The organism is Aeromonas sp. R7-1 (assembly GCF_040908115.1).
Lineage (GTDB): Bacteria > Pseudomonadota > Gammaproteobacteria > Enterobacterales > Aeromonadaceae > Aeromonas > Aeromonas caviae.
This window is the reverse complement of sequence record NZ_JBFODD010000051.1, coordinates 1-14,223: the sequence shown is the minus strand read 5'-3', so window position 1 is coordinate 14,223 and position 14,223 is coordinate 1. Positions and strand designations below refer to the sequence as shown.

The 14,223-nt window shown below is 66.6% G+C and carries 6 protein-coding genes; all 6 read left to right on the top strand.

The window, feature by feature from the left end; genetic code table 11:
* Positions 1 to 216 precede the first annotated feature (216 nt).
* The 6 genes from AB5Y51_RS14540 to amoG are packed head-to-tail and all read left to right on the top strand — an operon-like array spanning position 217 to position 14,143.
* Positions 217 to 1,404: an isochorismate synthase MenF gene (locus AB5Y51_RS14540; RefSeq protein WP_368178640.1), complete on the top strand. Its 1,188-nt coding sequence runs from the start codon at positions 217 to 219 to the stop codon at positions 1,402 to 1,404.
* Positions 1,401 to 3,065 (top strand): amonabactin biosynthesis (2,3-dihydroxybenzoyl)adenylate synthase AmoE, encoded by a 1,665-nt coding sequence (amoE, locus tag AB5Y51_RS14535; protein ID WP_368178639.1) that lies wholly within the window; start codon positions 1,401 to 1,403, stop codon positions 3,063 to 3,065. The genes AB5Y51_RS14540 and amoE overlap by 4 nt, the downstream gene beginning before the upstream one ends.
* 17 nt (positions 3,066 to 3,082) lie before the next feature.
* Positions 3,083 to 3,994 carry an amonabactin biosynthesis bifunctional protein AmoB gene (amoB, locus tag AB5Y51_RS14530; protein ID WP_368178638.1) on the top strand — a complete coding sequence of 304 codons (912 nt, stop codon included), beginning with the start codon at positions 3,083 to 3,085 and terminating at the stop codon, positions 3,992 to 3,994.
* Entirely contained in the window at positions 3,991 to 7,092 is a 3,102-nt protein-coding gene (amoF, locus tag AB5Y51_RS14525) for an amonabactin biosynthesis non-ribosomal peptide synthetase AmoF (RefSeq protein WP_368178637.1), read from the top strand. The genes amoB and amoF overlap by 4 nt, the downstream gene beginning before the upstream one ends.
* Before the next feature lie 20 nt (positions 7,093 to 7,112).
* The gene (gene amoA, locus AB5Y51_RS14520) at positions 7,113 to 7,862 is read left to right on the top strand and encodes an amonabactin biosynthesis protein AmoA (RefSeq protein WP_048207499.1); all 750 of its coding nucleotides are present in this window, start codon (positions 7,113 to 7,115) and stop codon (positions 7,860 to 7,862) included.
* 14 nt (positions 7,863 to 7,876) lie between these two features.
* The gene (gene amoG, locus AB5Y51_RS14515; protein ID WP_368178636.1) at positions 7,877 to 14,143 is read left to right on the top strand and encodes an amonabactin biosynthesis non-ribosomal peptide synthetase AmoG; all 6,267 of its coding nucleotides are present in this window, start codon (positions 7,877 to 7,879) and stop codon (positions 14,141 to 14,143) included.
* The last annotated feature ends 80 nt before the right edge of the window (positions 14,144 to 14,223 follow it).

Below are 14,223 nucleotides of genomic sequence, written 5' to 3'. Positions count from 1 at the left end.
CCATATGGGGATGGCAATCCGTTTTCATTCGAGTAGCTGTTTCCCTTCACCGCCAGCAGGCCCGCCCTGGCGTCATCTCTGAAGTACCCACAGACAAGCTCCTGTTTTAACGATGCAAAATCCCATTGACCCCGCGATTTCAAAGCGAGTATTTTACCGCCGCACAAAGTCAAATTGATAATCATTATCATTTTGAATCTTCTTTGAGGGTGTTACGTGAAGACTCGAGTAATGGACAATGGCACACCTGCCGAGGCGAAGATGTCGCCTGATTTCTTGTTTACCTCGGGTCAGGGCACGATCAGTGCCACTGACCTGGGGCAACCCATCACCACCCCCGCCTGTGAATGGCCCCTGCTGGAACAACAGATTGCCAGCGCCTTAGCCGCGGCCAGCGCCGCCGGCCAGAGCAATCCTCTGCTGATCGGTGCTTTTGCGTTCGACCCGGCGGAGGCCTCCTGCCTCTATGTGCCCGGCAGCTATAAGCGGGGCGAGAAACTGGCCCCGACAGAGCCGTCATCGGTGACAGCGGCTGAGCAGGCCCCCGAGGCCAACCGGGTCATCTCGGTGCAGAGCACCCCGCCGGCCAGCGAATTTCAGGCCTCGGTCAGCGCGGCGCTGGATGCGTTTGCACAAGGCCGGCTCGCCAAGGTGGTGTTGTCGCGCAAACTCACCCTTACCCTGCACCAGCCTGCCGATCCTAAGCAGGTGATGGCCCGTTTGATGGCCCAGAATCCCCACGCCTTCCACTTCTCCCTGCCGCTCGGCCAGGACCGCCGCCTGCTGGGCGCAAGCCCCGAGCTGCTGCTGCGGGTCAGCGGGGGAGAGGTGTTCACCCATCCGTTGGCGGGCTCCGCCAGACGGGCGAGCGAACCGGCGCAAGACGAGATGGTGGCCCGGGATCTGCTGGCTTCTCGCAAGGATCAGCATGAACACCGCCTGGTGATCGACGAGATCCGCCGGGTGCTGACCCCCCACTGCCGCGAGCTGGCGATCCCCTCTCATCCCTCCCTGATGAGCACGGATACCCTCTGGCATCTGGGCACCCCCATCGCCGGGCGGCTCAATGGCGGCGAGGCATCGGTACTGTCACTTGCCTGCCAGCTGCATCCCACCCCGGCCCTGTGCGGCTATCCCACTGATCTGGCCCGCCAGTTCATCCGCGAGCAGGAGCCCTTCCGGCGCGCCCTGTTCAGCGGCATCGTCGGTTGGTGCGACAGCCAGGGCAACGGCGAGTGGGCCGTGGTGATCCGCTGCGGCGTGCTCGATGGCCATCAGGTGGAGCTGTTTGCTGGCGCCGGTATCGTCGCGGGCTCGGATCCCGCCATGGAGTGGGCCGAGACCGGCACCAAGCTGGGCACCATGCTCAAGGCACTGGGCCTGGATTTGGAGGTGGCGCAATGAGCGATACCAACCGCTTCCTGCCCTATACCCGCTGGCCCGAAGAGTTGGCCCAGCTGTACCGCGCCAAGGGCTATTGGCGCGGCGAGCCGCTGACCGCCATGCTGGCGCGTCAGTGCGAGCTGGCCCCCGACGCCGAGGCCATCCTCTGCGGCGAGCGGCGCTTCAGTTATCGTGAGCTGGACGCCGCCTCGAGCCGGCTGGCCGCCAATCTGGCCCGCCACGGCCTGGGGGTGGGGGACACCGCGCTGGTGCAGCTCCCCAACGTGGCCGAGTTCTATCTGGTGTTCTTCGCCCTGCTCAAAGCCGGCATCGCGCCGGTCAATGCGCTCTTTAGCCACAACCGGCTGGAGCTCCTCTCTTATGCCGAGCAGATCACACCGCGCCTCTTTATCGGCTCGCTGGCTCATCCGCTGTTTGCGAGCAAGGGTCGCGAGAGCGAGCTGCTGACAACCATCGGCGCCGAGCTGGTGCTGCTGGATGGCGATGGGGAGGAGCTGGGGCTGACCCACTGGTTGACGAAGGGGGATGAGAGTGAGCCAGTGAAATATGGCCCGACCCCGGCGGACGAGGTGGCCTTCTTCCAGCTCTCCGGTGGCAGCACCGGCACCCCCAAGCTCATCCCCCGCACCCACGACGATTACCTGTACAGCGTGCGCCGCAGCAACGAAATTTGCGGCCTCGGCCCCCATACCCGCTATCTGTGCGCCCTGCCGGCGCCCCACAACTTCCCCCTGAGCTCCCCGGGCGCCCTGGGGGTGTTCGAGGCGGGCGGTACCGTGGTGCTGGCGCCCGACCCCAGCCCCATCAGCTGTTTTCCGCTGATCGCCCGCCACCGGGTCAATCTCACCTCGCTGGTGCCGCCGGCGGTCTCGCTCTGGCTGCAGGCCGCGGAAGCGGACCCCACTGCGCGCACTCAGCTCGAGAGCCTCGACTTGCTGCAAGTGGGCGGCGCCAAGCTGGGGGAGGCTGTGGCCAGCAAGATTGGGCCGCTGCTCGGTTGCCGGCTGCAGCAGGTGTTCGGCATGGCGGAAGGGCTGGTCAACTACACCCGGCTCTCTGATCCCGACGAGAAGGTCATTCACACCCAGGGCCGTCCCATGAGCCCGGACGACGAGGTGCGCATCCTCGATGAGGCGGGCAATCCGGTTGCCCCGGGCGAGCCTGGCGCCCTGCACACCCGCGGCCCCTACACCTTTCGCGGCTACTACCAGAGCCCGGCCCACAACGCCCGGGTGTTCGATGTCGAGGGCTTCTACTGCTCCGGCGATCTGGTGGTACAGGATGCCGATGGTTACCTCACCGTGGTGGGGCGGCAGAAGGATCAGATCAACCGGGGCGGCGAGAAGATCGCGGCGGAAGAGGTGGAAAACCAGCTGCTGCACCATCCGGCCATCACCCAGGCGGCCCTGGTCTCCATGCCCGACAGCGCCATGGGGGAGAAGAGCTGCGCCTTCATCGTCAGCACGGATCCCGCCTTGAAGCCGCTGGCCTTGCGCAAGTTTCTGCGCGAGCGCGGGGTGGCGGACTTCAAGCTGCCCGACCGCTTCGAAACCCTGGACGCCCTGCCCATGACGGCGGTGGGCAAGATTGACAAGCAGGGGCTGCGGGCGCGCATTGCGCACGCCATCGCCGCCAACCAGCCTCTACAGCATAAAAACTAGTAAGGAATCATGACGTTATGGCTATCCCAACCCTGAACAATTACGCCATGCCCAGCCAGTGGAAGGCCAACAAGGTCAACTGGTCTCTGGATCCCAAACGCGCCGCCCTGCTGATCCACGACATGCAGGAGTACTTCACCGCCTTCTATGGCGAAAACAGCCCGCTGATCGCGGCGCTCACCGAGCGTCTGGCCGCCGTGCGCAAGCAGTGCAAGGCCCTCGGCATCCCGGTTTTCTACACCGCCCAGCCCAAGGATCAATCCCCTGAAGATCGCGCCCTGCTCAACGACATGTGGGGCCCGGGTCTCAACAAGCGACCCGAGCAGCAGCAGGTGGTGGCAGCCCTGCGCCCGGAGCGGGACGACACCGTGCTGGTCAAGTGGCGCTACAGCGCCTTCCAGCGCTCCGAGCTCGAGCAGATGCTCAAGGAGTTGGGGCGGGATCAGCTGATCATCGGCGGTATCTACGGCCATATCGGCTGCATGATGACCGCCTGCGACGCCTTCATGCGCGACATCCAGCCCTTCTTCCTGGCGGACGGGGTGGCGGACTTCTCCCTGGGCGACCACCAGATGGCGCTCGACTATGTGGCGACCCGCTGCGGCAAGGTGATCCGCTGCGAGGAGGTACTGGCCCTCGCCCCGGCCTCCGCTTCTGCCGCCCAGCCCACCAATCCGTTGCTGACATATGAGGGGCTCAAGGCGCGGCTGCTGAGCCACATCGATGAGGACGAAGAGGAGTTTGACCCCGACGAGAATCTCATCGACTACGGTCTGGATTCAGTGCGGATCATGGCCCTGCTCACCGAGTGGCGCGCCGCCGGGGTGGAGCTCGGCTTCGTGGATCTCGCCAAGCTGCCGACCCTCAACGGCTGGTGGTGCCTCATCGAGGCCAGGCTGGCAGCCCAGGCGCTGGAGGTGACCCCATGAACCGCTTCCCCTTGACCATCCCCCAGCAGGGGCTCTGGTCCGGACATCTGCTCAATGACGACAAGGCGATGTTCAACACCGCCGAGTGCATCGCCTTCGACGGCAAGGTCGAGGCGGCCGTGCTGGTCGCGGCCCTTGCCAAGGCGGTGGGGGAGTGCGAGGCGCTCAAGGGCCACTTCGAAGACGATAAGGAGGCGGTCTGCTTCGTCTCGCATGAGCTGCCCCTGGCCTATGAAGAAATCTCCCTCGAGCACGATGACGAGACGCTGGCCCGCGCCTGGGCCTGGGCCGATCTGCGCCGCCCGTTCGAGCTGACCCAAGAGGCACCCTGCCGTTTCGCCCTGCTGCGCGGCCCCGGCCGCGATTATCTCTACAGCTGCGTGCACCACATCGCCCTCGACGGCTTTGGCACCACCTTGCTGTTCCAGCGCATCGCCGAACTGTATGCAGAGGGGCTGGCCGGTGAGATGAACTCCCCATCTCCCTTCGGCTCGTTGGCTGAAGTGCTGGCAGAAGAGGCGAGCCGCGAGCAGAGCGGCAAGAACGACGCCGCCCGCGCCTTCTGGCAGGAGCAGCTGCAAGGCTGGCCCGAGGTGAAGTCCTTTGGCGAGACCCGCGCACCGATTGCCGCCGAATTTATCCGCGAGAGCCGTCCGCTGCCGGCGGCGCTCTGGCAATCCCTGACCGGCTTTGCCGACGAGCACAAGCTGGGTTGGCCCGATCTGCTGCTGGCCGGTCTCTCTGTCCAGCTGTCGCTGTCGAGCGGCCAGGATAAGACCCTGCTCGGCCTGATGATGATGAACCGCATCGGCTCGGCGTCGCTGACCGTGCCCTGCATGCAGATGAACATTACCCCGCTGGCGCTGACACTGGGTGAAGAACTGGATCTGGCGGGAGCCGCCGGCGCCGTGGCCAAGGCCAAGCGCGGGGTGCGCAAACACCAGCACTACCGCTACGAGCTGTTGCGCCGCGACCTTGGCCTGGTGGGGGGCGACAAGCGCCTGTTTGGCCCGCTGGTCAACATCATGCCGTTTGATCACGCTCGCCGCTTCGGGCCGCTATCTGCCCATATTCTCAACATCAGCGCCGGGCCGGTGGAGGATCTCACCATCGAGGTGCAGGTCGGCGTCGATGGCCAGCCCAGACTGGATCTGGACGCCAACCCCGACTGCTACCAGCAGGCCGATCTGGCGGCCATCGCCGATACCCTGTTTGCCCTGCTGGGCCGCTGGCTGGCCGAGCCCACCCAGACGCTGGGGGCGCTCAAGGCCGACTGGCTGGCCGAGCAGCGGGCCAGCGCCCTGATCGCCGGCCCCGCCCATGAAGCTCTCCAGGTGCGGCCGGTGCTGGAGGCGCTCTGCCACTTCGCCGCCCAGACCCCGGACAAGATTGCCTTGATTCAGAGCACGGCGCAGGGAGAGGTCCGCTTCAGCTACGAGGCGCTGCTGGCCCGCTGCGAACAGATGGCGGCCGCCCTGCAAGCCGCAGGCGTCGCCCCCGGCGACAAGGTGGGGGTCATGCTGGCCCGCACCCCCCAGGCCATCTTCGCCCAGCTGGCGGTGTTGCTGGCGGGCGCCGTCTACGTGCCGCTCGACCCCGAGCAGCCGCTGGAGCGCCAGGGCCATATTCTGCGGCTGGGGGAGGTCAAGACCCTGATCACCCAGGCCGAGTACCGCCACAAGCTGGCCAGCCTGTTTGAGGGGCGCACGCTCCTGGCGGGGGATCTGGTGAGTGATAACCGCTTGAACCAGCCGACAGCCGGCCGCGCCGTCGCCTACCTGATGTTCACCTCGGGCTCGACCGGCCTGCCCAAGGGGGTGGCGGTGAGCCACGGCGCGCTGGATCACTTCGCCGCCGCCGCCCGCTGCCGTTATCACCTGAATGAAGAGGCGCGGATGTTGCAATTCGCCCCCTTCAACTTCGACGCCAGCATCGAGGAGGTGTTCGCCACCTTGAGCGCCGGCGCCACCCTGGTACTGCGCACCGACGCCCTGCTCGAATCCATGCCCGCCTTTGCGGCCGGGGTGGAGCAGATGGGGATCACCCACCTCGACCTGCCCACCGCGTTCTGGAACGAGTGGGTGGTGGCATTGACGGCGGGTCAGGCCCACATTCCTGCCGGGCTTACCACCGTCATCATCGGCGGCGAGGCGGTCTACCCCGAGCAGCTGGCCCAGTGGCAGCGTCAGGGCCGCAACGATGTGCGCCTGTTCAACACCTACGGCCCCACCGAAACGACCGTGGTGGTGACCACTCAGGAGCTGCAACAGGAAGACCCGAGCCAGGCCCAGCTGCCCATCGGCCTGCCGCTGCCCGGCATGCAGGCGCTCATTCTGGGGGCGGGGGAGCAACCCGCCAGCGAGGGGGAGCTGGTGCTGCTCGGCCCGCAGCTGGCCAACGGCTACGTGGGGGGCGTGCAAGGGAGCTTTGGCACCCTACGGGTTGGCGCAGAGCAGATGCCCGTCTATCGCACCGGCGATCGGGTGCGCCTGGTGGATGGCCAGCTGGTCTATCTGGGTCGGCGCGACAACGAGTTCAAGATAAGCGGCTATCGCATCCAGCCCGGCGAAGTGGAGGCCCAACTGCTGGCCCTGCCGGGGGTGGACGAGGCGTGCGTGCAGGGGGTGAGCATCGGCAGCGTGCGCCGGCTGGTGGCCTTCGTGGCGGGGGCGGCGCGCGACAGCCGGGTCATCAAGGCGCAGCTGGCCAGGGTGCTGCCTGCCGCCATGATCCCCACCGACTATCGCCACTATGACCAGCTGCCCCGCACCGGCTCCAACAAGCTGGATCGCAAGGCCCTGCTGGCCGCCTACCAGGCGGGCGGCGAAGCCCTGACCCTGGGCAGCGAGACCGAGAACCGGGTCGGCGCCATCTGGCAGCAGATCCTGGGGCTCGCCACCATGTCGCCTGCCGACAACTTCTTCGAACTGGGGGGCCAGTCCCTGCAGACCATCCAGATCGTCAACCGGCTCGGCGCCGAGTTCGGGGTGCAGGTCAAGGTCTCCGACGTGTTCGATCACCCGCGCCTCGACGACTTCTGCCGTTTCCTCGATGGCCTGCTTTCCGAGGACGAAGAGAGCGTGGAGATGGTGTGGTGATGGATAAGGAGCAACAAGCAATGGCCTTTGATTTCACTGGCAAGCGGGTCTGGGTGACCGGAGCCGGGCGCGGCATCGGCCGTGAGGTGGCGACGCAGTTCGTGGCGGCCGGCGCATCCGTGGTGGGGCTGGATCTTGCGTTTCCCGAAGCGGACTACCCCTATGCCACCCGGCTGCTCGATATTGGCGACTCGAAGGCGGTCAACGCCTGCTGCGCAGCGCTGCTGGCGGACGGCGGGCTCGATGTGCTGGTGAACGGGGCCGGGGTGCTGCGCCTCGGCCCCACCGAAACCTTAAGCGATGATGACTGGCACGACTGCATGACGGTCAACGCCAGCGGCGTCTTCTATCTGCTGCGGGCCCTGGTGCCCCACTTCAAGGGGCAGCGGCGCGGTGCCATCGTCACCATCGGCTCCAACGCCGCCCATGTGCCGCGCATGCAGATGGCGGCCTACTGTGCCTCCAAGGCGGCGGTCACCAGCCTGACCCAGACGGTGGGGCTGGAGCTGGCCCCCTTCGGCGTGCGCGCCAACCTGGTGTCGCCGGGCTCGACGGATACCCCCATGCTGCGCGGCATGCTGCCAAGCGAGGAGGCCATGGCCCGCACCATCGCCGGGCTGCCGGAGCAGTTCAAGCTCGGCATCCCCCTGCGCAAGGTCGCCACCCCGGCGGAGATCGCCCATACCGTCCTCTTCCTGGCCTCGGATCTGGCCAGCCACATCACGCTGCAGGATCTGGTCGTCGACGGCGGCGCCACCCTGAGTGCCTGAGGCTTGAGAAACAGATGAACAATATGATTTTGCTGTTGAAACAGCTGGAACGGCAGGGAGTGAAGCTGGCGCTGAACGACAAGGGCCAGCTTATCTCCCAGTCGAGCAAGGAGGCGGTGACGCCGGCCATCGGCGCCACCATCAAGGCCCACAAGGATGAGCTGGTGCGCTGCCTGGCGGCCCGCGCCGCCTTCGAGGCGCCCATTGCCTCCGAGGGCGCCCGGCAGGGGCCGCTCTCGTCCTCCCAGAGCGGACTCTGGTTTATCGAGCAGTACGAAGAGGCCTCCCACCTCTACAACATGCCGGTCTATTTTCGCGTCAAGGGAGAGCTGGACACGGCGGCGCTGGAGTTTGCCTTCGACCACCTGTTTGCCCGCCACCCCAGCATGCGCACCCGCTTCATCAAGGACGAGGCGGGCAGGGGGGCCCAGGAGATCCTGCCCCACGAGCCCTTCACGTTGCAGATTGAGGACGTGAGCGCAGAGCCCGCTGCCGAGCGCGAGGCCTATGTGGCCCGCCGGGTGCGCGAAGAGATAGGGCGCCCCTTCTCCCTGACCAAAGGGGATCTCAGCCGGGTGCACCTGATACGGCTGGGCAGCCGCGAACACGTGCTGCTGATCACCCAGCACCACATCATCTCCGACGGCTGGTCGGTCAAGAACATGTTCGCGGATCTCAAGCGCGCCTTTCTTGCCCACCAGAACCGCGAGCCTCTGCAGGTAAGCGAGCTGCCGCTCACCTACATCGACTATGCCCGCTGGTTCAACTCACCGCGTTTTCTCGATTATCACGCCGAGTTCAAGCCGTTCTGGGTCGACCGGCTCGGTGGCAGCCCCGAGGTACACGGTCTGCCGCTCGACAAGCCGCGCCCGGCCCATCAGGACAGTGGCGGCGAGCTGGTCTTCTCCACCATCGACAATGAGCTGTGGGAGAGCTTCAAGCGCCTCTGCCAACGGCACAGCACCTCCAACTTCATCGGTCTGCACGCCCTGTTCGCCCTGCTGATGGTGCGCCAGAGCGGCGAGAAGGAGGTGGTCATCGGCACCCCGCTCGCCTATCGCGAGCGTCACGAGATCGAGTCGCTGGTGGGCTTTTTCGTCAATACGCTGGTGCTGCGCACTCAACTCAGCGGCAAGCCCAGCTTTGTCGACTATCTGCAGCAGTGCCGGGAGGAGGATCTGGCGGCCTTCGATCACCAGCTCTACCGCTTCGAGGCGCTGGCCGAGGCCATCGGCGCCGATCGCACTACCGCCATCAACCCCATCTTCCAGATCATGCTGGTCTATCAGGCCAAGGTGGACTTCAACGATCTCATCCCCGGCTGCCAGCTGGTGGAGGAGACCTCGCCTGTGCTGCCGGCCAAGACCGACATCTCGGTCAAGGTGACCGAGCTGATGGACTCCGTCAGGGTGGACTGGCTGTTTGCCACCGCCCTGTTCGAGCGAGAGACCATCCAGGCTTATGCCGATCGCCTGCTGCACCTGATGCGCGCCGTGGTGGCGGCCCCCGAGACCGACATCTGGCAACTGCCGCTGGAGGCGGGCACCGACCAAGCCGCGCTGGCCGCCGAGCTTGCCGACCTGCCGCCGGATTACCCGAGCCGCGACACCCTGCTCTGTCATATCGAGCGGCGCGCTGGGAAGTGCCCGGACGCGTTGGCGGTGAGCGACGGCGCGCAATCGTTGACCTATGGCGAGCTGGAGGTGCGAGCCAACCGGCTGGCCCACTGGCTGCAGGCTCGCGGCGTCACCCCGGGCGCCGCCATCGGCATCCAGGCCAGGCGCGATGTGGCCTTCGTCATCGCCCTGCTCGCCTGCTGGAAGGCGGGGGCGGCCTATGTGCCCCTCGACCCTGCCTATCCCGCCGAGCGGCTGGCCCATATCCTGGGCGATGCCTCCATCAGCCTGGTGCTGGGGGGCGTGCCGGACCCGCGCCTTGGCGAGGCGCTGGCGGGCACGACGGCCGAATATCACGATCTGCACGGGCTGGCGCTGGACAAGATGCCAGCCAGCACGCCTGCATTGCCTCGGGACGCCGCCATGCTGGCCCAGATCATCTACACCTCCGGCAGCACCGGCCTGCCCAAGGGGGTCATGGTGGAGCAGGGCAGCCTGGTCAACCTGATGGCGGATCACGGCGAGCGCATCGCCCTTGATCAGAATGGAGTCATGTTCAACTGCATGTCCCTCTCGTTCGATGCGGGCAACATGACCGCCTTGCTGCCCCTGTACTGCGGCGCGGCCCTGCACTTCGGCGAGCCGGGCGAGGGGGTGATCAGTGCCGCGATCGCTTGCGGTGCCAGCCATATGATTTTGCCGACCGCCCTGCTGGCGAACCTGCTGCCACCGACGGATCTCGGTTCCCTCAAGGCCATCGGTTTTGGCGGCGAGGCGTGCCCGAGCAGCCTGGTGGAGCGCTGGGGGGAGCGGGTGGCCCTCTTCAACATGTACGGCCCGACCGAGTGCACCGTCACCGCGCTCTGCGCACGGCTCACCCCGGGGGTGCCCATCACCATAGGTCGACCGGTCAACAACCTGAAGGCACTGATCCTGGACGAGGCGGGCAACCTCTGCCCGGTGGGGGTGCCCGGCGAGCTCTGCCTGGCGGGGCTGGGGCTGGCCCGCGGCTACCTCAATCTGCCGGAACGTACCCAGGAGGCCTTTATCGAGCTGGCCTTTGATGCAACGAATGAGGAACGTACCCATCGCCTCTATCGCACCGGCGATCGGGCCCTGCTGCGCCGTGATGGCAACATCCAGTATCTGGGCCGGATAGACGAGCAGATCAAGCTGCGCGGCTATCGCATCGAGCCGGGGGAGATAGAGACCCGGCTTGCCGAATTGTGCCCGGCCATTCGCCAGATCAAGGTGGTGGTGCAGGAGGGGCGCCTGCTCGCTTACGCCTGTTTGCAGGCCGGGGCAAGGGAGCCCGACGGCGATGCCCTGCTGCAGCGGGCCGGCGAGTGCCTGCCCGAATACATGGTGCCGGCGCGCCTGTGCTGGCTGTCCGAGATGCCGCTCACCCCCAACGGCAAGCTGGACTTGCGCCGTCTGCCCGCCATCGTCTGGCAGCAGGGCAAGGGCGAGCCGCAAAACGAGCTGGAGCAGACAGTGCTTGCCATCTGGCAAGGGGTGCTCAAGCAACCGCTCGGGGTGGAGGATGACTTCTTCCGCCTGGGCGGTGACTCCATCCTCAGCATCCAGCTCACCACCCGGTTGCGGGATGCGGGACTGCACTGCAGCGTGAAGGACGTGTTCGAAGCCAAGACGGTGCGCCGCCTCTGCCGCCAGCTCGGCCAGCAGCAGGCGGTCAGCCACAGAAGCGAGCAGGGCAGTTTGACCGGCGAGTTCCCGCTCCACCCCATTCAGCACTGGTTCTTCGAGCAGGGCTTTGCCAAGTCCGGTCACTGGAACCAGGGGGTGATCCTGCGCCTGCCGGCCGGGGTGGACGATGAGGCCCTGCGCGGCTGGCTGGATGCGTTGCGCCAGCACCACGATGCCCTGCGTCTGGCGGTGACCCCGACCGGCCAGCGCTACCTGGCCGAACTGCCATTGCCGCCGCTGCCGACCCTGGATGCCGCCAATCTCGATGAGGCCGAACTGCAAGCCCGCCTGACCGAGCTGCAGGGAGATTTCGACCCCGCCAGCGGCCACACCCTGGCCTGGGCCCGCCTGCGCAATCTCTCTCTGGAAGGTGAGCGGGAGGGCGAGACGGTGGAGGGGCTCTTCCTCGCCTTCCATCACCTGGTCATCGATGCGGTCTCCTGGCGCATTCTGGCCGAGGATCTGGCTCGGGTGAGCAGGGGCGAGCCACTGCCCGCCAAGGGCAGCAGCTATCGCCAGTGGGGCGAGGGGCTCGCGGCCTACGCCAAACGGGAAGAGGATCAGCTTGGCTTCTGGCTGGCTCAGGGGGAAGGCAGCCAGGGTCACCTGCTGATCGCTGCGCGCGCCATCGATGGCCGCGCCGCCGCCAGCCTGCTGCAACTGAGTCAGGAGACCACGGCCCGGCTCATCGACTCCGCCAACCAGGCCTACTTTACCCGGGTGCCCGACCTGCTGCTGGCGGCACTGACCCGTACCCTGAGCGAGCTGGGTTACGGCAATCGTCACTGCGTGATGCTGGAAGGGCACGGCCGTGAGGCCATCGATGCGGAACTCGACGTGAGCCGTACCCTCGGCTGGTTTACCAGCACCTATCCGCTGGCGCTGGCGGATGCCAAGGAGTGGGACGCGCTGGTGTGCGCCACCAAGGAGCAACTGCGCGCCGTGCCGGACAAGGGGGTGGGCTTCAACGCCCTGCGCCTGCACCACCCCCGTGGCTGGGCACTGCCCGAAGCCCTGGTAGTCTTCAACTACCTGGGGGTCAGCCATCAGGGCGTTGCAAGCCAAGCCTGGCAGCCCCTGCCGGTGGCACCGGGGGCACCTACGTCCCCTGACAACCTGCCGCGGGAGCTGGTCAGCCTGCACGGGGGCGTCTACAACGGCCGCCTCACCCTGCGCCAGGTCGGCGCCCTCAACCAGCAGGCGAGCGACGCCCTGATGGCGCGGCTGGCGGACAACCTGACGGCGCTGGTGGATCACTGCTGCAACCTGAAGGCCCCGCGCCATACCCCGAGCGACTTCCCGGGGCTTGGCCTCTCGCAAGCCGCGCTCGATGGGGTGCTGAGCGGACGCGAGGTGGAGACCCTGCTGCCCATGACCTCGCTTCAGCAGAGCATGTTCCATCACAGGGCGCTGCTGCCCCGGGATCACGCCTATCACCTGCAGACCGAGATCGACTATCACCAGCCGCTGGACGTGGCGGTCTACCGTCAGGCCTGGCAGGGGCAGATCGCCCTTTGGCCGGCCCTTCGCAGCGAGCTGGTGCTGGCGGATGGGGTGGCGCTCCAGCGCATCCTCAAGCACGCCGAGTTGCCATTCCACTATGAGGACTTGTCTGAAGTGGAAAATGCAGAGACACGGGTCCAGGCCTATCGCGAGCAGGATCTGGCCCGCCCGATCCCGCTGGAACAGGCCCCCCTGCTGCGCCTTGCCTGTTTCAAATTGGCCCCCGATCACCACAAGGTGATCTTCAGCGCCCATCACGGCGTGCTGGATGGCTGGAGCGGCCCCGTGTTGCTGGGTTCCTTGCATCGCGGCTATCAGGCGCTGATGAACGGCCTGTTACCGCAGGGCGAGCCGGATACCGCCTGGCTCGAATTTGGCCGCCATATCGCCAGCCAAGCCCGCAGCGCCGACGCCTACTGGCAGGGGCGAGGCGAGCTCTTGGCAACGCCTAACGATCTCGCCTGCCTGTTCGGAGTGACACTGGACGCTCGCTCAAGCGGGCGTCATACCCAGCAGCGACCGGGGGTGTGCGCCACGTCGCTGCCGACCGAGGTGGCGACCTTGCTCGCCCATCGTGCCCGCGACCTTGGCGTGACTGCAGGCCTGTTGGCCCAATATGCCTGGCACCGTCTGCTGGCACGCCACTCTGGCGATGCCGTCACCCTGGTGGGCAACGTGACCCCGGGTAGGGATTACCCCATCGAGGGGATCACCGCGAGCGTCGGGCTCTACATCAACAGCCTGCCGTTGGCGCTGGCGTGGCGCACCGAGCTGACCCTGGCCGAGCATATCGCCCAGTTGCAGACGGATTTGATGGCGCTCAATGAGCACGGCACCCAGTCGCTGGCGGCGCTGACGAAAGGTAGATCGCGTCTGTTCCAGAGCCTGTTCGTGTTCGAGAACTACCCCATGCCGGCGGCCCCTGTCGCCCCCGAGCCTCACCAGCTGGTGCCGCGCTTTGGCACCGTGGTGGAGAAGGTGGAGCTGCCGCTCTCCTTGGTGGTTAGCAGCCGGGGCGAGACGCTCCAGCTGCGCCTCGAGTTCGATGGCGAGCAGATCCCCGAGGCCCGGGCCGAGGCGGTGCTGGCTGACTGGCTGGCCGAGCTCGACTGGCTGGCGCAGACGGATCTGAGCCAACCGGCCAGACCTGCGGATGTGGGTGAGCCGTCCCCTGTGGTCGTGCGACCGGCAGCCTCAATGGCGGATCACTGCCCGAAGGAGGCCGCTTCTTTGGTGGCCCTGTGGGAGCGTCTGTGCGGCGTGCCCGGCATCTGGCAGCAGACCCTGTGTGAACTCGGGGTGGATTCGGTGCAGCAGCTCGTCCTGCTGGCGGCCCTCAACGAGGCGTTTGGCCAGGAGCGGGCGCCGCTCACCCTGCAGACGCTCAAGGCCCACCCATCCCCCAGCCGGCTCTATGGGCACTGGCTGGTGTGCCAAACGGAGGCCGCGCTATGACGGTGACCATCAAGCATAAGGCTCCGCTAGTGCAAACCCGGCCTGCCCCCCGTGAGGGGGCGGCCAACCTGGGGGCGCGG

Coding starts and splice junctions, on each gene's coding strand:
- amoE (WP_368178639.1), top strand. CDS start 1,401: ATGAGCGATACCAACCGCTTCCTGCCCTATACCCGCTGGCCCGAAGAG.
- amoB (WP_368178638.1), top strand. CDS start 3,083: ATGGCTATCCCAACCCTGAACAATTACGCCATGCCCAGCCAGTGGAAG.
- amoF (WP_368178637.1), top strand. CDS start 3,991: ATGAACCGCTTCCCCTTGACCATCCCCCAGCAGGGGCTCTGGTCCGGA.
- amoA (WP_048207499.1), top strand. CDS start 7,113: ATGGCCTTTGATTTCACTGGCAAGCGGGTCTGGGTGACCGGAGCCGGG.
- amoG (WP_368178636.1), top strand. CDS start 7,877: ATGAACAATATGATTTTGCTGTTGAAACAGCTGGAACGGCAGGGAGTG.